This window comes from Streptomyces sp. R44 (assembly GCF_041053105.1).
In the GTDB taxonomy this organism is placed as follows: Bacteria; Actinomycetota; Actinomycetes; order Streptomycetales; family Streptomycetaceae; genus Streptomyces.
In genome coordinates this window covers 5932229-5953451 of sequence record NZ_CP163444.1, presented here as the reverse complement: position 1 = coordinate 5953451, position 21223 = coordinate 5932229, and the positions used below count along the sequence as shown (strand labels likewise).

The 21223-nt window shown below is 72.6% G+C and carries 16 protein-coding genes; 7 read left to right on the top strand and 9 right to left on the bottom strand.

The annotated features are described in order from the left end of the window. Positions 1–132 precede the first annotated feature (132 nt). The 4 genes from AB5J54_RS27805 to AB5J54_RS27790 all read right to left on the bottom strand — a co-directional run bounded on the left by AB5J54_RS27805 (position 133) and on the right by AB5J54_RS27790 (position 4137). Positions 133–639, bottom strand: coding sequence for an ATP-binding protein (locus tag AB5J54_RS27805; RefSeq protein ID WP_369146636.1), 507 nt, complete (start codon positions 637–639; stop codon positions 133–135). A 75-nt stretch (positions 640–714) separates the two neighbouring features. Continuing rightward, positions 715–1482 (bottom strand): enoyl-CoA hydratase/isomerase family protein, encoded by a 768-nt coding sequence (locus tag AB5J54_RS27800; protein ID WP_369146635.1) that lies wholly within the window; start codon positions 1480–1482, stop codon positions 715–717. A gap of 81 nt (positions 1483–1563) precedes the next feature. Beyond that, positions 1564–2811 carry an Ig-like domain-containing protein gene (locus tag AB5J54_RS27795; RefSeq protein ID WP_369146634.1) on the bottom strand — a complete coding sequence of 416 codons (1248 nt, stop codon included), beginning with the start codon at positions 2809–2811 and terminating at the stop codon, positions 1564–1566. A 159-nt stretch (positions 2812–2970) separates the two neighbouring features. Beyond that, complete coding sequence (locus AB5J54_RS27790; protein ID WP_369146633.1) at positions 2971–4137, bottom strand: Ig-like domain-containing protein; 1167 nt, start codon at positions 4135–4137, stop codon at positions 2971–2973. Between the two features lie 215 nt (positions 4138–4352). On the opposite strand from AB5J54_RS27790, the gene glgX reads away from it, so the two are divergent. Then, positions 4353–6554 (top strand): glycogen debranching protein GlgX, encoded by a 2202-nt coding sequence (glgX, locus tag AB5J54_RS27785; protein WP_369149471.1) that lies wholly within the window; start codon positions 4353–4355, stop codon positions 6552–6554. A gap of 273 nt (positions 6555–6827) precedes the next feature. Here glgX and AB5J54_RS27780 read toward each other — a convergent pair whose 3' ends face one another. Genes AB5J54_RS27780 through AB5J54_RS27765 form a run of 4 tightly spaced genes read right to left on the bottom strand, consistent with a single transcriptional unit; the run spans position 6828 to position 10424 of the window. Next, positions 6828–7466 carry a response regulator gene (locus AB5J54_RS27780; RefSeq protein WP_369146632.1) on the bottom strand — a complete coding sequence of 213 codons (639 nt, stop codon included), beginning with the start codon at positions 7464–7466 and terminating at the stop codon, positions 6828–6830. Next, positions 7463–8761: an ATP-binding protein gene (locus AB5J54_RS27775; protein WP_369146631.1), complete on the bottom strand. Its 1299-nt coding sequence runs from the start codon at positions 8759–8761 to the stop codon at positions 7463–7465. The genes AB5J54_RS27780 and AB5J54_RS27775 overlap by 4 nt, the downstream gene beginning before the upstream one ends. 11 nt (positions 8762–8772) lie before the next feature. Next, complete coding sequence (locus tag AB5J54_RS27770) at positions 8773–9525, bottom strand: ABC transporter permease (protein WP_369146630.1); 753 nt, start codon at positions 9523–9525, stop codon at positions 8773–8775. Continuing rightward, entirely contained in the window at positions 9522–10424 is a 903-nt protein-coding gene (locus tag AB5J54_RS27765) for an ABC transporter ATP-binding protein (RefSeq protein WP_369146629.1), read from the bottom strand. The genes AB5J54_RS27770 and AB5J54_RS27765 overlap by 4 nt, the downstream gene beginning before the upstream one ends. A 137-nt stretch (positions 10425–10561) precedes the next feature. Here AB5J54_RS27765 and AB5J54_RS27760 point away from each other — a divergent pair, with 137 nt between their 5' ends. Both AB5J54_RS27760 and AB5J54_RS27755 read left to right on the top strand, forming a co-directional pair. Next, positions 10562–12346 (top strand): ABC transporter ATP-binding protein, encoded by a 1785-nt coding sequence (locus AB5J54_RS27760; RefSeq protein WP_369146628.1) that lies wholly within the window; start codon positions 10562–10564, stop codon positions 12344–12346. Continuing rightward, a complete protein-coding gene (locus tag AB5J54_RS27755; protein ID WP_369146627.1) occupies positions 12343–14139 on the top strand; it encodes an ABC transporter ATP-binding protein in 1797 nt (598 codons plus the stop codon). The genes AB5J54_RS27760 and AB5J54_RS27755 overlap by 4 nt, the downstream gene beginning before the upstream one ends. Positions 14140–14170: 31 nt before the next feature. On the opposite strand, the gene AB5J54_RS27750 is transcribed toward AB5J54_RS27755, so the two are convergent. Then, positions 14171–15658 (bottom strand): MFS transporter, encoded by a 1488-nt coding sequence (locus AB5J54_RS27750; protein ID WP_369146626.1) that lies wholly within the window; start codon positions 15656–15658, stop codon positions 14171–14173. Positions 15659–15783: 125 nt separating this feature from the next. Here AB5J54_RS27750 and AB5J54_RS27745 point away from each other — a divergent pair, with 125 nt between their 5' ends. The 4 genes from AB5J54_RS27745 (at position 15784) to AB5J54_RS27730 (ending at position 21221) form a co-directional block, all read left to right on the top strand. Beyond that, positions 15784–16689 carry a TetR/AcrR family transcriptional regulator C-terminal domain-containing protein gene (locus tag AB5J54_RS27745; protein ID WP_369146625.1) on the top strand — a complete coding sequence of 302 codons (906 nt, stop codon included), beginning with the start codon at positions 15784–15786 and terminating at the stop codon, positions 16687–16689. Positions 16690–16948: 259 nt separating this feature from the next. After that, positions 16949–18967: a M4 family metallopeptidase gene (locus tag AB5J54_RS27740; RefSeq protein WP_369146624.1), complete on the top strand. Its 2019-nt coding sequence runs from the start codon at positions 16949–16951 to the stop codon at positions 18965–18967. A 75-nt stretch (positions 18968–19042) separates the two neighbouring features. Continuing rightward, positions 19043–19699, top strand: coding sequence for a response regulator (locus AB5J54_RS27735; protein ID WP_369146622.1), 657 nt, complete (start codon positions 19043–19045; stop codon positions 19697–19699). Then, the gene (locus tag AB5J54_RS27730; RefSeq protein WP_369146621.1) at positions 19692–21221 is read left to right on the top strand and encodes a sensor histidine kinase; all 1530 of its coding nucleotides are present in this window, start codon (positions 19692–19694) and stop codon (positions 21219–21221) included. The genes AB5J54_RS27735 and AB5J54_RS27730 overlap by 8 nt, the downstream gene beginning before the upstream one ends. The last annotated feature ends 2 nt before the right edge of the window (positions 21222–21223 follow it).

Sequence of the window (21223 nt, the reverse complement as noted above, 5' to 3'; positions counted from 1 at the left end):
CCCCCATTGACCCGGGCCAGGTCGACATAGCGGCGCTGTGGATACACCCCCCCGTCCACGGCGCACCACACGGAAGCCCCCACGCACCCCACCACGGCGCACGGGGGCTTCCGTGCGTCCGGGATCAGCACCTCAGGGCCGGTCGGCGACCCGCATCTCGAACCAGGTCGTCTTGCCGCGCGGCGCCAGGTCCACGCCCCAGCGGTCGGCGAGCTTGTCGACGAGGAAGAGCCCGCGGCCGCTGATGTCGAGCTCGTGCACCGGCATCAGACACGGCAGTCCGCGCGAGGGGTCGCGCACCTCGATCCGGATCCAGCCGCGGCGCCGCTGTAACCGCAGCGCGAAGACCCTGGCCCCGGTGTGCCGGACGGCGTTCCCGACGAGCTCCGAGACGAGCAGCACCGCGTGCTCGGCGATCGTCGGACCGAGCGCCCACTGCCGCAGCACGACGTGCTGGGTGAGCCTGCGGGCCACCCACGCGGACTCGGGGCGGGACGGCAGCCGGACATCCTCCTCGGCCGGATTGCCGTACAACTCCACTGCGTCGGCGGCCTGTTCGTCGTCCGCGGCCGGTGACCACCGCGGCGCGGCGGCGCTCGCGCGCTGCCACGGTTGTTCCCTACCCTCCAGGCCCGCCATGCCCCCCATCATGGCCGTACGGAGCCCTCCGCGGGGGCCGTTCCGCTGGAATCGGCCCCCACCCGTGAAGGATCGTCAGGCGAACTTCGCCTTCCCGGGGCCCTCCTCGACGAAGGAGCGCATCCCGCGCTCCCGGTCCTCGGTGGCGAACAGGCCCGCGAACCAGTTGCGCTCGATGGCGAGACCGGTGTCGATGTCGGCCTCCAGACCCTGGTCGATCGCCTCCTTCGCGGCCCGCAGGGCGACGGCCGGGCCCTGCGCCAGCTTCGCGGCCCAGGCGTGCGCCTGCTCGTACACCTCGGCGGCCGGGACGACCCGGTCGACCAGACCGAGCGTCAGGGCCTCGTCCGCCTTCACCATCCGGCCGGTGAAGATGAGGTCCTTGGCCTTGGAGGGACCGACGAGCCGCGACAGGCGCTGGGTGCCGCCCGCGCCGGGGATCAGGCCGAGCAGGATCTCCGGCTGGCCCAGCTTCGCGTTGTCGCCGGCGATCCGGTAGTCGGCGCAGAGCGCGAGCTCGCAGCCGCCGCCCAGCGCGTAGCCGGTGATCGCGGCGACGACCGGCTTGGGGATGCGGGCGACGGCGGTGAAGGAGTCCTGGAGGGCGCGCGAGCGCTTGACCATGGCCACGTGGTCCATGACCTGCATCTCCTTGATGTCCGCGCCGGCCGCGAACACCTTCTCGCCGCCGTAGAGGACCACGGCCCGCACGTCGTCGCGGTCGGTCGCCTCCTGGGCCAGCTCGCGCAGCCGGTCCTGGGTGGCGATGTCCAGGGCGTTCATCGGGGGACGGTCGAGGCGGATCGTGCCGACGCCTTCGGCGACTTCGAGGTTCACAGTCATGGGGAAAGGTTAGTGTCCGTTAACGCGAAGGGGCCCGGTGCTGTTGCTCACAGCACCGGGCCCGCGCTCAGTCGCGTACGACTAGGCGATCCACTCCGACCAGTCCATGTTCCAGCCGTTGAGGCCGTTCTCCGGGGTGATCTGCTTGTCCTTGGAGTTCTTCACGATCACGACGTCACCGATGATCGAGCGGTCGTAGAACCAGGCCGCCGGAGTCGAGCTGTCGCCCGCGCCCCGCGCGTCCTCCAGGCCGACGCAGCCGTGGCTGACGTTGCTGGAGCCGAAGGTGGAGGACGGCGCCCAGTAGTTGCCGTGCACGAAGGTGCCCGAGTTGGACAGACGCATCGCGTGCGGCACGTCCTTGATGTCGTACTCGCCGCCGAAGCCGACCGTGGCCCCGTTCATGCGGGTCACCTTGTACTTCTCGCTGATGACCATCTGACCGTTGTACGTGGTCGTGGCCGGCGCGCCCGCGGTGATCGGGATCGTCTTGATGATCGCCCCGTCCCGCTCGACCTTCATCGTCTTGGCGCTCGCGTCGACGGTGGAGACCTGACGGCGGCCGATGGTGAAGTTGATCGTCTTCTTCTGCTTGCCGTAGACGCCGGGGCGGCCCTCGACGCCGTCCAGGTTGAGCTGCACCGTCACCTTGGTGCCGGCGGCCCAGTAGTCCTTGGGACGGAAGTCGAGCCGGTCGTTGCCGAACCAGTGGCCCTCGATCTGCACGGCCGGCACGGCCGTCACCTTGATGGCCTTCTCGACGGCCTCCGGGTCGGTGATGCCCCGGCTGAAGTTGATGGACACCGGCATGCCGACGCCGACGGTCGAACCGTCCTCCGGCGTGTACTGGCCGATGAAGGTGTTCTTCGGGACCAGCGTGGTGAAGGTGGTGTCCTTCGCCGACTCGCGGCCGTCGGCGTCCTTCGCGATCGCGTGGACCTTGTACTGCGTGGCCGCGGCCAGGTGCGCGGTCGGCGACCAGCTGGCGCCGTCGGCGGCGATCTTGCCCTCGACCTGGGTGCCCTTGGAGTCGGCGACCGTGACCGTGGTCAGCTTGCCCTGCGCCGCGGTGACCTTCAGGGCCCCGCTGGTGGCGACCGAGTCGGCACCGTCCTTCGGAAGGATCGTCACGACCGCCTGGGAGGCCGCGTTCTCCTGCTTGCCGCCGCCCTGGGCGGCCGGCGCCTGTCCCCCCGCACCGCCACCGGTGGCGGTCTCACCGCCGCCGCAGGCGGTCAGGACGAGGAGCAGCGCCCCCGCCGCCAGGGCCTGCAGCCTGGCGCCCCCGCGCCGGCGTCCCCGTGCCCCCGATATCGGCTGACCGTTCACTGTGGTCGTCTCCCCTCACACGGCCTGGCAATGCCACGGCCCCACCCCCGTGCGCATTCACTCGCGCACACAGCGCTAGATAATCACACCGCAGGACACGAAAGTTCCTCGCGAATGTCACCGTTCAGTCCCAGTCGGCGTGATACGGGGGAGGGGAGGTCACGACAACGCGGAACCGGCCTTCCACTCGCCCCACTCCAGGTTCCAGCCCCCGAGACCGTTGTCCGGGTCGACCTCCTTGTCCTTGGAGTTGACCACCTCCACCACGTCCCCGATGAGCGTCCGGTCGAAGAACCAGCCCGCGGGCGAGTCCGCGCTGCCGCCCTTCTCGTCGCGGAGGCCGACACAACCGTGGCTGACGTTGGCGGAACCGAAGGTGGAGGCGGCGGCCCAGTAGTTGCCGTGCAGGAAGGTCCCCGAGTCGGTGAGGCGCATGGCGTGCGGCACGTCCTTGATGTCGTACTCGCCGCCGAAGCCGACCGTCCTGCCGTCCATCCGGGTCACGTCGTACAGCTCGGTGACGACCATCTTCCCGTTGTACGTGGTGGTCTTCGGCGCGCCCGCGGTGATCGGCACGGTGGCGAGGACCTCGCCGTCCCTGCGGACCTCCATGGTGTGCGCGGCGGCGTCGACCAGGGAGACCTGGGAGCGGCCGACGGTGAACCCGACCGTCTTGCGCTGGATGCCGTACACCCCGGGCGCCCCCTCGACGTCCCGCAGCCCCAGCTCGACCGTGACCTTCGTGCCGGGCCGCCAGTACGCGGCGGGCCGGAAGTCGAGCCGCTCCTTGCCGAACCAGTGGCCGACGACCTCCACCGGCGGCTCCGAGGTGACGCGGATGGCCCGCTCGACCTCGGCCCGGTTCTCGATCGGCATGTTGAAACCGAAGGAGACGATCATCCCGGTGCCCACCGTGGAACGGTTCTCCGGCTTGAAGTAGCCGATGAAGCGGGACTCGGGCACCACGGTGGTGAAGACGGTGTGCCGGGCCGAGCGGCGCCCGTGCGCGTCGAGCGCGACCGCGTCCACGCTGTACTTGGCGGCCAGCGCGAGCCGGGTGTCCGGCCGGGGCCGCCAGCGCAGGCCGTCCGCCGAGATCTCCCCGGCGACCGCGGCCCGCCGGCCGTCCTCGACCTGGACGACCGTCACCCGTTCGAGCCGCCCGCTGTCCACCTTCACCTCGACGGGCCCGTCCGCCGGCACCGCCTTGCTGCCGTCCTCCGGACTCACCCGGATGACATCGCCCGGGGCCCGCGCCTTCCCGGGCAGGCTGATGTCGATGCCGCCACCGCCGTCCGTCCCGGTGCAGCCCGCAAGCCCCGCCATCAGTCCCGCCACCACGAGGGCGTGCCTCGCCCGCTTCCATACGCATGTCACGCCCGGCCCAACGACGGCCACCCTCCAGGGGAAACGTGCGTGCGGGTCATGTTGGGAGCACGGCCGTGCGGGCAGAACAGGGGGAGAACCACGCGCGGGAGCGGCGGCCGGGACGCCGCCGCTCCCCCGGGTGCGGGCCCGACGAGCCGCGGGAGGCCGGGACGGTGGCGAGCGCAGCCGAGCAGGAGGCGGTACAGGAGCATGCCCTGGAGCGGGCCGGGCCACCCGTGTGGCCGGGGGCGCCGACCCCCCTGGGGGCCCGCTGCCGGGTCGGCCCCGACGGGGTGACGGGCACCAACTTCGCCCTGTGGGCGGGCGGCGCGGAGGCGGTGGAACTGTGCCTCTTCGCCCCGGACGGGACGGAGACACGCCTCCCGCTGACCGAACTGACCCACGAGATCTGGCACGGCTTCGTGCCGGGCATCGGCCCCGGACAGCGGTACGGCTACCGGGTGCACGGCCGCTGGGACCCGTGGACGGGTGCCCGCTGGAACCCGGCGAAGCTGCTCCTCGACCCGTACGCGCGGGCCGTCGACGGTGACTTCGCCCTGCCCGCCGAGGTGTACGGCCACGTCCGGGACTGGCCGCAGCAGCACGTGGCCGACACCGTCCGCGACGAGCGGGACTCCGCCCCGTACGTGCCGAAGGGGGTCGTCGTCCATGACGACGACGACTGGTCCGACGACCGCAGGCCCAAGACGCCCTGGCAGGACTCGGTCATCTACGAACTGCACGTCAAGGGCTTCACCCGACAGCACCCCGGCATCCCGGAGCACCTCCGGGGCACCTACGCGGGCCTCGCGCACCCCGCCGCGATCGACCACCTGGTCCGCCTGGGCGTGACGGCGGTGGAACTGCTCCCGGTGCACCAGTTCGCGCACGAGGACCACCTGCTCCGGCGCGGCCTGCGGAACTACTGGGGCTACAACTCCGTCGGCTACTTCGCCCCGCACGCCGGCTACTCCTCCTCGGGAACGGCCGGGCAGCAGGTCGGCGAGTTCAAACGGATGGTGCGGGCGCTGCACGCGGCGGGGATCGAGGTCATCCTCGACGTCGTCTACAACCACACGGCGGAGGCGGGCGAACTGGGCCCCACGCTGTCGCTGAAGGGCATCGACAACCGCGGCTACTACCGCCTCCAGTCCGACGCCCGCCGGTACGCCGACTACACGGGCTGCGGCAACACCCTGCACGTCGTGCAGCCGCAGGTCCTCCGGCTCATCACCGACTCCCTGCGCTACTGGGTCACGGAGATGGGCGTCGACGGCTTCCGCTTCGACCTGGCGGCGGCGCTGGCCCGCTCGATGCACGACGTCGACATGCTGTCCCCCTTCCTGGCGGTGATCGCCCAGGACCCGGTCCTGCGCCGCGTGAAACTCATCGCCGAGCCGTGGGACGTGGGCAACGGCGGCTATCAGGTGGGCGCCTTCCCTCCGCTCTGGACGGAATGGAACGACCGCTACCGGGACGCCGTGCGGGACTTCTGGCGCGGGGCGCTGCCCGACGTCCGGGACCTCGGCTACCGGCTCTCCGGCTCCAGCGACCTGTACGCCTGGGGCGGGCGGCGGCCGTACGCCTCGGTCAACTTCGTCACGGCACACGACGGCTTCACGCTGCGCGATCTGGTGACGTACGAACGCAAGCACAACGAGGCGAACGGCGAGGGCAACCGGGACGGCACGCACGACAACCGGTCGTGGAACTGCGGAACGGAGGGCGAGACGGACGACCCCGCCATCAACACCCTGCGGCTCCGCCAGCAGCGCAACCTCCTCACCACGCTCCTGCTCTCCACCGGGGTCCCGATGCTCGTCGCGGGCGACGAGATGGGCCGGACCCAGGGCGGCAACAACAACGCGTACTGCCAGGACAACGCACTCGGCTGGCTGGACTGGACGCTCCCGGAAGACCCGGGCCGGCACGGCCTCCTCGCCCTCACCCGCCGCCTCCTCGCCCTCCGCAACCGCCACCCGGTCCTCCGCCGCCGGGCCTTCTTCTCCGGCCGGCCGCAGGGCGCGGACGGGCTGCGGGACCTGGCCTGGTTCACCGCCGAGGGCACGGAGATGACGGAACGGGACTGGTACGCGCCGACGGCGACGCTCGGGCTCTACCTGTCGGGCCGCGACATCCCGGGCCGGGACGCGCGGGGCGAACAGATCACCGACGACAGCTTCCTCGCCGTCCTCCACGCCGGGCCCCGGCCCCTGGACTTCCACCTCCCGGGACCGCCGTGGGCGGCGACGTACGAACTCCTGGTGGACACGGCGGCGGAGGACCAGTCGGGAGCCCCGGGCACGGAGCATCCGGGGGGCGGGGTGATCACGGTGGGGGCACGCTCGATGATCCTGCTGCGGGTCCGCGAGTGAGCACGACGCCCCCCGTTGTGGGCATGCGTTCCGCCGGGGCGGAACGGGTGGGCACAACGGAACGGCGCCCTTGCCGGCGCCAGAGGCTCCCGAGCCTGAACCCGCACCCCTGGTGCGCCGCGCAACGTGGTGCGGGTCGGGGCGCGGAACGCGGAGGCGCCGCTGGGCGCGCCGTCCCGTGTGCCCACCCGTCCCGCCCCAGCGGGACGATTGCCCACACGGGGGTGGGCCGGGGCGCCGCCCGACGCGGGCGCGGGCCCACACGGGGCTGGGTCAGGCGCCGCCCAGGATGCCGCGTTCGTAGCCCGTGGCGACCGCCGACGCGCGGTCGTTCACGCCCAGCTTGGCGTAGATGTGGGTGAGGTGCGTCTTCACCGTCGCCTCGCTGATGAACAGCTCCGCCGCGATCGCCCGATTGCCCGTGCCCTTCGCCACCAGCGCCAGGATCTCGCTCTCGCGGGCGGAGAGGGCCGTGTCCGGGGCAGGCGAGCGGACGGCCGTCACCAGGCGCGACGCGACGGTCGGCGACAGGACCGTGCGGCCCTCCGCGGCTGCCCGTACCGCCGCGAACAGCTCCTCACGGGGCGCGTCCTTCAGGAGGTACCCGGTGGCACCGGCCTCGATCGCCGGGAGGGTGTCGGTGTCCGTGTCGTACGTGGTGAGGACGAGGACCCTGGCGCGGGCACCCCGCCGGGTGAGCTCGGCGATCGCGTCCACCCCGCCGCCGCCCGGCATCCGCAGGTCCATCAGCACCACGTCCGGGTCGAGTTCCAGGGCGAGTTCGACGCCCCGGACGCCGTCGCCGGCCTCGTCGAGGACGCGGAAGCCGGAGCCCTCGGCGGCGAACATGCCGCGCAGGCCGTCCCGTACGACGGGGTGGTCGTCGACGATCAGAAGCGTGATGTCGGTCATGAGGGCCCCAACGGTACGCGAGCGGAGACGGCCGTGCCTTCGCCCGGCGCGGCCTCCACGGTGACCGTCCCGGCGAGGCGCTCGGCACGGGCCCGCATGCCGTCGAGCCCGAACCCGCCCCCGTCCCGGTGGTGTTCGGGCCGGGCGAGCGGGTCGAAGCCGCGGCCGTCGTCCCGTACGTCCAGGGTGATCTCGTCGCCCATGTAGGAGAGGGTGACGCCGGCCCGCGCGGCCCCGGAGTGGCGGGCGGCGTTGGACAGGGCCTCCTGGGCGATCCGCAGCAGCGTGGCGGCGACCTCGTCGTGCAGCGGGGCCTCGGTGCCGGTCACGGTGAACCGGGTGTCGACGCCGGTGCGTTCGGCCCAGTCGGCGACCGTCTTGCGGAGGGCCTCCGGGAGGTCGTCGTGTTCCAGGGCGACCGGGCCGAGGTTCCGCACGGAGCGGCGGGCCTCGCCGAGGCTGTGCCGGGCGAGGTCGGCGGCCCGCCGCAGGTGCGCCTCGGCGCGCTCCCGGTCGGGCGCGGCGGACGCGGCCTGGAGCTGGGTGACGACTCCGGTGAGGCCCTGCGCGATGGTGTCGTGGATCTCGGCGGCGAGCCGGCGCCGCTCGTCGGCGACGCCGGCTTCCCGGGCCTGGAGGAGGAGCTGGGCCTGGAGGGCCGAGTTCTCGGCGAGGGCCTGTTCGAGACGGCTGTTGGCGCGGCCGAGTTCGGCGATGGTGGCGGCCCGCTCGGCGGCCTTCTCGGCGTCCTTCGTGGCGAGGTGGGAGAAGCCGAGCGAGAGGGCGGCGTTGAGGGCGAGGAGGCCGCCGAGGGCGAGCCACTGCACGAGGGAGGCGGGCGGCAGTCCGCCGGACTGGGAGCCGGCCATGGTGACGGCGGTGACGAGGAGCCCGGCGCGGGCGAGGCGGCGGGGCAGCAGGTGGACGGCGTCGAAGTAGCCGACGCAGGCGTAGACGGCGAAGAAGGGGTTGAGCCAGGTCAGCGCGAAGGCGATCCCGGTGCGGAGGACGAAGTGGGCGACGGAGGCGGGCCCGGGAGCCGCGGGCACGAGCACGGGCCCGCCCTCCGGTGTCTCGGGCCCCCATCCCTCCGCGGCGACGATGCGCCCGCATCGCAGCGTCCACACCACCTGGAGGAGGAGCGCCGCCGCCACCAGGCAGCCGGCCGCGACCGTCCGCGTACGGTCCATGAACAGCTCCGCGGACGCCCCGGCGATGACGGTGGCGATGCCGAGCAGTCCGTACGGCCCCCAGCGGAAGAACTGCCGCCAGCGCTCCTCGACGGTGGTGGGCACCCCGCCTCCCCTCACTCCCAGCGGAACCAGCGCACCGAGGCACCGGTCAGCGCGACGGCCCACAGGGCCATCACCCCGAGCGCGGCCCAGCCGGGCCGGCCGCCCGAGGCGGCCGCGTCGAGGGCCTCGGAGGCGGCGCCGAGCGGCGTGAGCCCGACGATCCGCTGCAGGGTATCCGGCATGGCCTGGACCGGCACCCAGACGCCGGCCGTGAACATCATGGGGAAGAAGACCGCGGTGCCGACCGCGGTGGCCGTCTTCTGGTTGCGGGAGACGGCGCACACGGTGGCCCCCAGGGCGAGCCCGCCGGCGACGGCGAGCACCAGCGCGAGCCCGTACCCCACGACGTTCTCCGGCAGCGCGACACCGAAGGCCGTCCGCCCGACCGCGATCACCAGCACCGACGAGACGACGGCGGCCGCTCCGTGCAGGACGAGCTGCGCGGCGAGCAGCGCCCGGGGACGTACGGGCGTCGTGGACATCCGCCGCAGGATTCCCCGCTCGCGATACCCCGACAGCACGGGTGGCATCGCCTGGATCGCGGCCATGATCAGAGCGAAGAGCACGGCGACCGGCACGTACAGATCGACCATCCGCCGCCCGCCGAGGTCCGCGGAGGCCTCCCGGAACGAGGGGACGAGGCCGCCGAGGATCGCGAGCAGCAGGGTGGGCGCGATCATCACCCAGAACAGGGCGGCGGGTTCACGCCCGAAGAGACGGGCCTCGGTCCGAAGAACGGCCAGGGAAGCGCTGGAGGTACTCATCGGTCGGTTCCCGTCAGGTCGAGGTAGGCGTCGTCGAGGGAGGCGTCGGCGACCCGGAGCTGTCCGGCGGTGACGCCCTCGCGGGCGAGCAGGGAGACGAAGGCTGCGACGGTCTCGTCGGTCCCGCCGACGAGGGTCCGCCCCTCGGCCGTCCGGACGGAGACGACACCGGGGAGGGCGCGCAAGGAGTCGGGGGCGATCGGGGTGCCGGCGTCGAAGGAGATCTCCTTGGCGGCGGACGTGCGCCCGATGAGCCCGCCGGGGGTGTCGAGCGCGGCGATCCGCCCCCGGTCGAGCAGGGCGATCCGGTCGCAGAGCCGCTGGGCCTCCTCCATGAAGTGGGTGACGAGCAGCACGGTCACCCCGGCGTCCCGGAGGGACTCGACGAGCGCCCACACCTCCCGCCGGGCCCGCGGGTCGAGCCCGGTGGTGAGCTCGTCGAGAACGACGACGCGGGGACCACCGATCAACGCGAGGGCGATGAACAACCGCTGCTGCTGCCCCCCGGACAGCTTCCCGAACCGGGTCCGCAGATGCGGCGCGAGACCGAGCCGTTCGGCCAGCGCGTACCGGTCGACGGGCCGCTCGTGGAAGGAGGCGTACAGGGCGAGCGCCTCACCGACGGTGAGCCTGGCCTGCAGCGCGCTCTGCTGGAGCTGCACACCGAGCACCCGGGTGACCTCGTCCCGCTCGGCGACGGGGTCGTACCCGCAGACCCGCACGGACCCTCCGTCGGGGATCCGCAGTCCTTCCACGCACTCGACGGTGGTGGTCTTGCCGGCGCCGTTGGGGCCGAGGATCCCGAAGACCTCCCCCTCGCCGACCTCGAACGACACCCCGTCGACGACCGTCCGGCCGCCATACGTCTTGTGCAGTCCCCGCACCTCGATCGCTGTCATGCGCCCAGCCTGGCGGGCCCGTGGAACCCCGGCCATCGGCCATCGCGCTCGAACCGGCATCAGCCGATCGGTCGATGCCGGGGTACGACCGAAAACCGGATGAGCCACGTCAGTGGTGAACCGTATGGTCGGACCTGATGCCCGAGAAACCGCTGCCCCCGCCCCCCGACCGCTCGACGGTCCGTGTCCTGCTCCGTCTCTGGCCGTACGTGAGGCCCGTGCGGGGCCGGCTGTTCACGGCCGCGTTCGTCGCGATCGTCGCGTCCTGTCTGTCGCTCGTCATCCCGCTCGTCCTCAAGTGGCTGGTGGACGGCCCCATCACCGACCGGGACCCCGGAGGCGTCTGGCTCGGAGCGCTGTACCTGCTCCTCCTGGGCATCACCGAGGCCGTCCTCTTCGGCTTCCGCCGCTGGCTGGTGGCGCGCCCGCTGTCCCACGTCGAGGCACGCATGCGCGCCGACCTGTACGGCAGACTCCAGCGCCTCCCGATCGCGTTCCACGACCGCTGGCCGTCGGGACAGCTCCTGTCGCGCGGGACGACGGACCTGATGCTGGTCCGGATGTTCCTGGCGTTCCCCCTGACCTTCCTCCTGGTCAACGGCGTGACGATCCTCGCCGGTTACGTCCTCCTCCTCACCCAGGACTGGTCCCTCGGCCTGGTCCTGCTGACGCCCGTGCTCCCCCTCGTCCTGGTCTCCCACCTCTTCGAGCGCCGGTACGGATCGGTGGCGCGCAGGGCCCAGGACCAGGTCGGCGATCTGACGACGGTCGTCGAGGAGAGCGTCCTCGGCATCCGGATCGTGAAGGGCTTCGGCCGGCACCGCAGCCAGGCCCGGGCGTTCCGGGAACTCGCCGAACACCTCCGCGGTACGGAACTCGCCAAGGCCCGGCTGCTCGCCATGATCTGGGCGGTCATCACCGCCCTGCCGGAACTGGCCATCGGGGCGGCCCTCGTCCTGGGGACGGTGCAGGTCGCGGACGGGAGACTCTCCGCCGGCACCCTGGTCGCGTTCCTGTCGACGGCCCTGGCGCTGCGCTGGCCGGTGGAGTCGATCGGCTTCCTGCTGGCGATGAGCAAGGAGGCGGCGACCGCGACGGAACGGTACTTCGAGGTGATGGACGCACCGGAGGAACCGGAGACGACGGGCGACACCGGCACCGGCACCGGCACCCCCCACGACGGGGTCCGCTTCGAAGGCGTCACCTTCCGCTACCCGGACGCCCCCGCCGACGCGCCCCCCGTCCTGGACGGCGTCGACCTCCACATCCGCCCGGGCGAGACGCTGGCCCTGGTGGGCGGCACGGGCTCCGGCAAGACGACGCTCACCGCCCTCGTACCGCGCCTGCACGAGGCGACGACGGGCCGCATCCTCCTGGACGGCGAGGACATCGCCCTCATGGAGCGGCGGAGGCTCCGCTCCCTCGTCTCGATGGCGTTCGAGGAGCCGACGCTGTTCTCGGCGAGCGTCGGCGAGAACGTCCTGATGGGCGCGGAGGAAGCGGGCGACCCGGAGCTGCGCCGCGCCCTGGGCATCGCCCAGGCGGACGGCTTCGTCGACCGGCTCCCGGACGGCACGGCGACCCAGGTCGGCGAGCAGGGCCTGAGCCTGTCGGGCGGCCAGCGGCAACGCCTGGCCCTGGCCCGCGCGGTCGTGGGCAGGCCCCGGTTCCTGGTCCTGGACGACCCGCTCTCGGCGCTCGACGTCCACACGGAGGCCCGGGTCGAGGCGGCGCTGCGGGAGGTCCTCAGGGAGACGACGGCCCTGGTCGTGGCGCACCGCCCGTCGACGGTGATGCTCGCCGACCGGGTCGCGCTGCTCTCACGGGGCAGGATCGCGGCCGTGGGCACCCATCAGGAGCTGCTGCGCAGCAGCGCCGAGTACGCCTGGCTGATGTCCGGGGAAGGGACCGAGAACCGATGACGACGACGGACGACCCCTTCGACCAGGACGACCTGCCGGCCCCCGAGGGAGCGACAGGAAGACTCCTCCGCTCCCTCCTGACCGCCCACCGCACGCGTCTCGTGATCCTGTCCCTGATCCTGTTGGTCAGGGAGACGGCGCTGCAGGCGGGCCCGCTGCTCGTCGCGTACGCCATCGACCGAGCCGTCCCGGCCTTCCGCCAGGGGGACCACGGCCCGGTGATCGCCGTGGCGCTCGGCTACCTCTTCTGTGCGTCCCTCTCCGGCGTCCTCCAGTACACGTTCGTCCGCGGCGCGGCGAGGATCAACCAGGACGTGCTGCTCGACCTGCGCGGCCGCATCTTCCGCCACGCCCAACGACTGAGCGTCGACTTCCACGAGCGGTACACCTCGGGCCGCCTCATCTCCCGCTCGACGACCGACGTCGAGTCACTGCGGGAACTGCTCTCGGAGGGCCTCCAGGAACTGATCGGCGTCGTGCTCTCCTTCGCGTCGATCTCCCTGGTCCTCCTCTGGCTGGACTGGGGCATCGGAGCCGTGGCCGTGGCGTCCTTCGCGCCCCTGTACCTCCTCATCCGCCTCTACCGGGCTCGCGCGGGCAGGGTGTACGCGGAGCGCTCCACGGCCATCGCGGGCGTGATCGTGAAGTTCGCGGAGACGATGAACGGCATCCGCCCGGTCCGCGCGTTCCGCCGCGAGAACGCGAACGACGCCGAGTTCGGGACGCTCAACCACCGCCATGAGCGCAGCAACGGCGACGCCCTCCTCGAAATGGCCCGCTACGTGGTGGGCTCCCGCCTGGTGGCGAACACGGCGGTGGCGGGCATGGTCCTGTGGGGCGCGTACCGCGTCGCGGCGGGCACGCTCGAACTGGGCGTCCTGGCGGCGGCGGTGCTCTACATGCGCCGCCTGTACGACCCGATCGACCGCCTGGGCATGTTCCTGAACTCGTACGAGTCGGCGGCGGCGTCCCTCACCAAGATCGCCGGTCTGCTTGCCCAGGAACCGGGAGTCCCGGAGACGGCGGCGCCCAGGGAGCTGCCGCCCAGGACGGGCGGCCGCGAGATCACCTTCGAGAACGTCGGTTTCTCCTACCGCACGGGCGGCGAGGTCCTCCCCGCCTTCGACCTGACGATCCCGCCGGGCCAGACGGTCGCGGTCGTGGGCGCGACGGGCGCGGGCAAGTCCACCCTCGCCAAACTCCTGGCCCGCTTCTACGACCCCACCGCGGGCCAGGTGAAGCTGGACGGCGTGGACCTCCGCGACCTCACCACACCCGACCTGCGCCGCAGCGTCGTGATGGTGACGCAGGAAGCGTTCCTCTTCTCCGGCACGGTCGCGGACAACATCGCGATCGGCCGCCCGGAGGCGACCCGGGCCGAGATCGAGGAAGCGGCCAAGTCCATCGGGGCGCACGACTTCATCACCACCCTCCCCGACGGCTACGACACGGACGTCCGCAAACGAGGCGGCCGGATCTCCGCCGGCCAGCGCCAACTGGTGGCCTTCGCCCGCGCCCTCCTCGCGGACCCGGCGGTCCTGATCCTGGACGAGGCGACGAGCTCCCTGGACGTACCGGGCGAACGCGCGGTGCAACGGGCGATGGACACGGTCCTCGCGGGCCGTACGGCCGTCGTCATCGCCCACCGTCTGTCCACGGTCGAGGTGGCGGACCGGGTCCTGGTGATGGAGCGGGGCCGGATCGTCGAGGACGGCCACCCGAAGACCCTGGTGACGGGCCAGGGCCACTACGCGGGCCTGCACCAGGCCTGGCGGGACAGCCTGGTGGGTTGAGGGTGAGCCGCCCCGTCCCCGACGACCCCCGTCAGACCCTCCGCCGCAGGAGCACCAGCGACATCGTGGCGGCCAGGAGCATCAGCACGGCGGCCCCCAGGGCGGCACCGGACATCGCCTCGACGAAGGCGTCACGCGCGGCCTCGACGACGGACGGCGCGGACCCCAGCGCACCCCCGAGCGTCTCCCGGGCGGCGGCGGGCGCCGAGGAGGGCATGGCGGCGCCGTAGACGGCGGCACCGACCGCACCGAGCAGCGCCATCCCGAGCGCCCCGCCGAGCTCGGACCCCGCTTCGAGCACGGCGGCGGCGGAACCGGCGCGCTCGGGCGGCGCGGCGCCGAGGGCGAGTTCGTTGGCGAGCGTCAGCGCGGAGACGAGCCCGGCGGCGTAGACGGCGCTGCCCACCAGAACGACCCAGAGCGGCGTGGCGCGATCGACGAGCACGAGCCACCCGAACCCCCCGGCGGACACGAGGAATCCACCGCCCATGACGACGGCCCGGTCGACCCGCTGCGCGAGCACCGCCGCGACGGGCGCGGCGACCATGACGCCCCCGGTGGGAACAAGGCTCCAGAGGGCCGCCTCCAGCGGACTCTGCCCCAGAACGGACTGAAGGTACTGGGTGAGGAAGACGGCGAACCCCACCGTCGCGGCCATGGCGAGCAGGTTGACGAGCAGGGACCCGCCGTACGCGGGGGTACGGACGAGCCGCAGGTCGATCAGGGGCTCGGCGAGCCGCGCCTGGCGACGGACGAAGACGATCCCGAGGAGCACCCCGGCGGTCACCCCGAGCGCGGGCAGGGGCGCCCATCCGTCCTTGGCGAGCTCCTTGATCCCGTAGATGACCGGCAGCAGCGCGGCGAGCGAGAGCACGGCGCTGAGGACGTCGAACCGCGGACCCCGCACGGCCCCCCGGGACTCGGGGACGAGCACCGGCGCGAGGACCAGCAGCAGGGCCATCGCGGGCAGGTTGATGAGGAAGACGGAACCCCACCAGAAGTGTTCGAGGAGCGCGCCGCTGACGACGGGCCCGAGGGAGATGCCGCTGGCCATGACGGTGGTCCAGAGGGTGACGGCCTTGGTGCGCTGGGCCGGGTCCTGGAAGAGGGTGCGGATCAGGGCGAGGGTGGACGGCATGAGGCAGGCGCCGGCGACGCCGAGGAGGGCGCGGGCGCCGATGAGGGCGCCGGGGCTGTGGGCGTAGGCGGCGGCGAGGGAGGCGGCGCCGAAGAGGCCGGCGCCGAGGAGGAGGAGCTTGCGGCGGCCGACGCGGTCGCCGAGGGCGCCCATGGTGACGAGGAGCCCGGCGAGCACGAAGCCGTACATGTCGAGGATCCACAGCTGCTGGGTGGCCCCGGGCCGGAGGTCGGCGGCGATGGACGGGATGGCGAAGTAGAGGACGGAGACGTCCATGGAGACGAGGAGGAGAGGGAGCATCAGAACGCCGAGGGCGGTCCATTCGCGCCGTCCGGCGCGGGTGGGTTCTGCGGCCGTCGAAGGCCCTGCGGTGACTGTCATGGGAGCAGCGAAGCAACGGCGGGGCGTACGGGCCACGCACGCCCTAGTACACCGGACCACCGCTCCCCGACAGCCCAGTTCACGCCCGCGTACACCCCACAGGTGCACTAGTACACTCCGCGCCCATGACGACAGAACCGCCCTACCGGGCCATCGCGGCCGAGATCCGGCGCCGCGTCCACACGGGCGAACTGGCCCCGGGGGACAGGGTCCCGTCGACGCGGGCGATCACGCGCGAGTGGGGCGTGGCGATGGCGACGGCCACGAAGGCGCTGGCGGCGCTGCGTCAGGAGGGCCTGGTCCGGATGGAGCCCGGGGTGGGCACGGTGGTCGTGGACACGACGAGACGGGCGACGCCGGCCACGACGGCGCTCACCCGGACCCGCATCGTCCGGGCGGCACTCGACCTGGCCGACGCGGAGGGCCTGAACGCGCTGACGATGCGCCGGGTGGCGACGGCCCTGAACACGTCGACGATGGCGCTGTACCGGCATGTGCCGGGCAAGGTGGAGCTGGTGCGGCTGATCGCGGACGCGGCGTGCGGCGAGGTGCCGCTGGGTCCGGTGCCGGCGGACTGGCGGACGGGCCTGGAGCGGGGGGCGCGCTGGCTGCGCGGGGTGTACACCCGGCACCGGTGGATGGCGCATGCGATGGCGTCGTTCACGCGGCCGGTGGCGACGCCGAACGCGATGACGTACACGGAGTGGGTGCTGCGCTCGCTCCGGGGCACGCCGCTCTCCTCGACGGACAAGCTCCACGCCCATCTTCTGATCTTCGCGTACGTCCAGGGCCTGTCGATGGCGGACGACCTGGAGGAGCAGGCGCGCCAGGACACGGGGATCTCCGACGGCGAGTGGATGGAACAGAATGAGCCACGGTTCGACGCGATCCAGGCGGGCGGCTCGTACCCGGAGCTGGAGGCGGTCACCAGCGGCGGGGGCTTCGGTCTGGACCTGGAGGCGCTCTTCGAATTCGGGCTCCGCCGAACGTTGGACGGCATCGCGGCCATGATCGACGAAACGTCCGGTTAACGAACACGACCGTACGGGCAGCGGACGATTTCCGGCCAACTTCCTGATGCGGTCCTGACAGGTCCCCGTCATTCCTGCCACTCTCTCCCCGGTTGTTCGCACCACAGTTCACCGCCTCACCCGAACGGGTCGCCGTCACTTTCGGCGTCTCGGGCCCGACCGGGTGAAGCGTCACAAGTACCTGCTCCACAGCTCTCCTTGCTCCGCCCGGACGGACTCACCCAAGCCCGCCGGTACCCCCCTCGCATAAGGAGTCTGCGTGAGATCCACGCCCAGCCGTCGCGCCACCGCGACCGGCGCTCTGATCGCCGCCGCCGCCATGCTCACCCTCGGTGTGCAGGCCGGCACCGCCTCGGCCGGCACCTTCGGTGCCGCCCCCGCGGCGTCGCCCCTCGGCAAGGTCAACCCGGGCAAGCTCCCGGCCGACCTCTCCCCCGCCCAGCGCGCCGCGCTCATCAAGGCGGCGGACGCGGACAAGGCCGCCACGGCCAAGTCCCTCGGCCTCGGCGCCCAGGAGAAGCTCGTCGTCCGCGACGTCGTCCAGGACCGCGACGGCACGACGCACACGCGCTACGAGCGCACGTACGCCGGACTTCCCGTCCTCGGCGGTGACCTGATCGTCGCCGAGACGAAGGCCGGCGCCACCGCGGGCGTCATCAAGTCGAACCGCGCCGAGCTCAAGAACATCGACCTCGCCGCCGACGTCGCCCCGGCCGCCGCCGAGAAGCAGGCCATCGGCCGCGCCTCCGCGGAGGGCTCCAAGAAGGCCGCCGCCGACCGCGCCCCGCGCAAGGTCGTCTGGATGGCCCAGGGCGCGCCCGTCCTCGCGTACGAGACCGTCGTCGGCGGCCTCCAGCACGACGGCACCCCGAACGAGCTGCACGTCGTGACGGACGCGAACACCGGCGCGAAGCTCTACGAGTGGCAGGCCATCGAGACCGGCATCGGCAACACGCAGTACAGCGGCCAGGTGACCCTCGGCACCGCGCCCTCGTACACGCTGACCGACACCGGCCGCGGCAACCACAAGACGTACAACCTCAACGGCGGTACGTCGGGCACCGGGACGCTGTTCTCCAACACCACGGACACCTGGGGCAACGGCCTCGCGTCCAACAAGGAGACCGCGGGCGCGGACGCGCACTACGGTGCCGCCCTCACGTGGGACTACTACAAGAACGTGCACGGCCGCTCGGGCATCCGCGGCGACGGCGTCGGCGCGTACTCCCGCGTCCACTACGGCAACGCCTACGTGAACGCGTTCTGGTCCGACTCCTGCTTCTGCATGACGTACGGCGACGGCACCAACAACGCCAAGCCGCTGACGTCCATCGACGTGGCCGCGCACGAGATGACGCACGGCGTCACCTCGAACACCGCCGGCCTGGTCTACAGCGGTGAGTCCGGCGGCCTCAACGAGGCCACCTCGGACATCATGGCGGCGGCCGTCGAGTTCTACGCCAACAACGCCAACGACAAGGGCGACTACCTCGTCGGCGAGAAGATCGACATCCGCGGCAACGGCACCCCGCTGCGCTACATGGACAAGCCGAGCAAGGACGGCTCGTCCAAGGACGCGTGGTACTCGGGCATCGGCTCGATCGACGTCCACTACTCCTCGGGCCCGGCGAACCACTTCTTCTACCTGCTCTCCGAGGGCAGCGGCGCCAAGACCGTCAACGGCGTGAGCTACGACTCGCCGACCTCCGACGGCCTGCCGGTCACCGGCATAGGCATCGACAAGGCCCGCCTGATCTGGTTCAAGGCGCTCACCACCAAGTGGAACTCCTCGACCAACTACGCCGGCGCCCGCACGGGCACCGTCGCGGCGGCCACCGAGCTCTACGGCGCCGGCAGCGCCGAGGTCGCGGCCGTCGAGAACGCGTGGGCCGCGGTCAACGTCGGCTCCCGCCCCGGCGGCCCCGGCGGCGGCACGGTGTTCACGAACGACGCCGACGTGTCCATCCCGGACAACGGCGCCGCGGTGACCTCCTCGCTGACCGTCTCGGGTGTCTCCGGCAACGCGCCGAGCAACCTCGCCGTCGGCGTGGACATCGTCCACACCTACATCGGTGACCTCGTCGTCGACCTCATCGCCCCCGACGGCTCGGTCTACACCCTGAGCAACCGGGCCGGCGGCAGCGCGGACAACATCAACCAGACCTACACCGTGAACGCCTCCACCGAGGTCGCCAACGGCGTCTGGAAGCTCCGCGTCCAGGACAAGGCCTCGATCGACACCGGCTACATCAACAGCTTCAAGCTGACCTTCCCGTAAGGCCGGAACGAAGCAACGGGCGCCCGGAGGGAACCTTCCCTCCGGGCGCCCGCGCGTCTGCGTAGGGTTGCGGACATGATCAGGGTCCTCCTTGCCGACGACGAGACGATGATCCGGGCCGGGGTGCGGGCCATCCTCACCACCGACCCCGGGATCGAGGTGGTCGCCGAGGCCGGCGACGGGCACGAGGCCGTCGAACTGGCCCGTGAGCACCGCCCCGACGTCGTCCTCCTGGACATCCGGATGCCCCGGCTCGACGGGCTCGGCGCGGCGGAGGAACTGCGCGCGACGGTGCCGGGCGCTGCCGTCGTCATGCTCACCACCTTCTCGGAGGACGCCTACATCGCGCGGGCGCTCGGCAGCGGCGTCAGCGGCTTCCTCCTCAAGTCCGGGGATCCGCGCGAGCTGATCGCCGGGGTCCGGGCCGTGGCCGGGGGCGGCGCCGCGCTCTCCCCCACGGTCGCCCGGCGGGTCATCGACACCCTCGGCGGAGAGCGGTTCACCCGCGCGGCCGAGGCGCGCACCCGCCTGGAGCCGCTCACGGGACGGGAGCGGGAGGTCGTCGCGCTCCTCGGCGCCGGGCTCTCCAACCAGGAGATCGCGGACCGCATGTACGTGGTCGAGGGCACCGTGAAGGCGCACGTGAGCGCGGTCCTCGGCAGGCTCGGCCTGCGCAACCGGGTGCAGCTCGCGGTCCTGGCGTACGAGGCGGGCCTGGTCCCCGGTGCGTGAGCCGGCACGTGCGCAGGTCCGTGAGCGCCTCTTCGACCTGGGGCTCTGGGCCCTGCTCTGCGTGCCCGTCCTGCTGAGGTCGGACCCGAACGACGGCGGAAGCTGGACCGAGGTCGCGATCGGCGTGACGCTGCTCGGCGGCTGCGTGGCGGTCGGCCGGAGGTGGCCGCCGGTGCCGATCGCGGTCGTGGTCGCGGTGAGCCTCGCCTCCTCCCTGGAGCTGTTCACCGCCTCGTACAGCCTGGCCCTGATGGCCTTCGGCTATCTCGCCGGGCGGCGGGAGGAGCGGACCCGGGCGGCACTGTGGCTGTTCGGCGCGGTCGCGGCGGCGGGGCTGCTCCTGACGACGGTCACGCACACCTCGCTCGGCCAGTGGTTCACGCTGCTCCTCACGCTCGCCCTGGCGGTCGTGGCGCCCTGGCTGGTCGGCCGTTACGTGCGCCAGTACGACCGGCTGGTGCGCAGCGGCTGGGAGCTGGCCGACCGGATGGAGCGGGAGCAGGCGGTCGTCGCCGACCGGGAGCGGCTGCGGGAGCGGTCCAGGATCGCGGGCGACATGCACGATTCCCTGGGCCACGACCTGGCCCTGATCGCGGTCCGGGCGGGCGCCCTGGAGGTCGATCCGGGTCTGGGCGCCGCGCAGCAGCAGGCGGCCGGTGAGCTGCGGCGGGCGGCGGCGGACGCGACGGCCCGGCTGCGGGACATCATCGGGGTGCTGCGGGAGGACGACGCCGGGGCGCCGACGACCCCGTCGGGGGAGACGGTGGAGGAGCTCGTGGCGCGGGCCCGCGCGTCGGGCCTCGACGTCGCCCTCGGCGCGACCCCGGTGCCGACGCTGCCGGGCATGTCGGGCCTCGCCCTGCACCGGGTCGTCCAGGAGGGCCTGACGAACGCGGCGAAGCACGCGCCGGGCGCGTCGGTCTCGGTCGCGGTCACCCAGGACGCGGCCGACGTGACGGTCCGCGTGGTCACCGGCCCCGGTGCGGCGGAGGCGACGCTCCCCTCCGGCGGGACCGGGCTCGTCGGACTCGGGGAGCGGGTGCGCCTCGCGGGCGGCCGGCTGGCGCACCGGGTCGCCGGGGACGGCGGGTTCGTCCTGGAGGCCGTCCTGCCCCGGAACGCCCCGGCGCCGCTGCCGGCCGCGCCGACCTCGGCGCGGGAGCTGGACCGGGCCCGCCGCGAGGTCCGCAAGGGCCTCGCGCGGGCGATCTGGATCCCGCTCGCGCTCCTCGTCGCGCTCGGGCTGTTGATGGCCGGGGTGGCCGTGTGGACGCAGGCCCAGTCGTATCTGGAGCCGGACGACTACGCCCGGCTGCGGATCGGGCAGTCGCTCACGGAGATCGCCGAGAACACCGCCGAGTGGCCCGACCGGCCGCTGGACGGCCGCCCGACGCGGGCCCCGGCGGAGCCGCGCGGCATGGACGAGTGCCGGTACTACCGGTCCACGATGCTGGCCGCGATCCCGGTGTACCGGCTCTGCTTCGTCGACGGGCACCTCGCCGACAAGGCCGAGGTGCCATGACC

What these genes read in the sequence shown, in the direction of transcription:
- AB5J54_RS27805 (WP_369146636.1), bottom strand. Translation starts at nt 639, where the DNA reads ATGGCGGGCCTGGAGGGTAGGGAACAACCGTGGCAGCGCGCGAGCGCC.
- AB5J54_RS27800 (WP_369146635.1), bottom strand. Translation starts at nt 1,482, where the DNA reads ATGACTGTGAACCTCGAAGTCGCCGAAGGCGTCGGCACGATCCGCCTC.
- AB5J54_RS27790 (WP_369146633.1), bottom strand. Translation starts at nt 4,137, where the DNA reads ATGGCGGGGCTTGCGGGCTGCACCGGGACGGACGGCGGTGGCGGCATC.
- AB5J54_RS27780 (WP_369146632.1), bottom strand. Translation starts at nt 7,466, where the DNA reads ATGACCGACATCACGCTTCTGATCGTCGACGACCACCCCGTCGTACGG.
- AB5J54_RS27770 (WP_369146630.1), bottom strand. Translation starts at nt 9,525, where the DNA reads ATGAGTACCTCCAGCGCTTCCCTGGCCGTTCTTCGGACCGAGGCCCGT.
- AB5J54_RS27765 (WP_369146629.1), bottom strand. Translation starts at nt 10,424, where the DNA reads ATGACAGCGATCGAGGTGCGGGGACTGCACAAGACGTATGGCGGCCGG.
- AB5J54_RS27760 (WP_369146628.1), top strand. Translation starts at nt 10,562, where the DNA reads ATGCCCGAGAAACCGCTGCCCCCGCCCCCCGACCGCTCGACGGTCCGT.
- AB5J54_RS27755 (WP_369146627.1), top strand. Translation starts at nt 12,343, where the DNA reads ATGACGACGACGGACGACCCCTTCGACCAGGACGACCTGCCGGCCCCC.
- AB5J54_RS27750 (WP_369146626.1), bottom strand. Translation starts at nt 15,658, where the DNA reads ATGACAGTCACCGCAGGGCCTTCGACGGCCGCAGAACCCACCCGCGCC.
- AB5J54_RS27745 (WP_369146625.1), top strand. Translation starts at nt 15,784, where the DNA reads ATGACGACAGAACCGCCCTACCGGGCCATCGCGGCCGAGATCCGGCGC.
- AB5J54_RS27735 (WP_369146622.1), top strand. Translation starts at nt 19,043, where the DNA reads ATGATCAGGGTCCTCCTTGCCGACGACGAGACGATGATCCGGGCCGGG.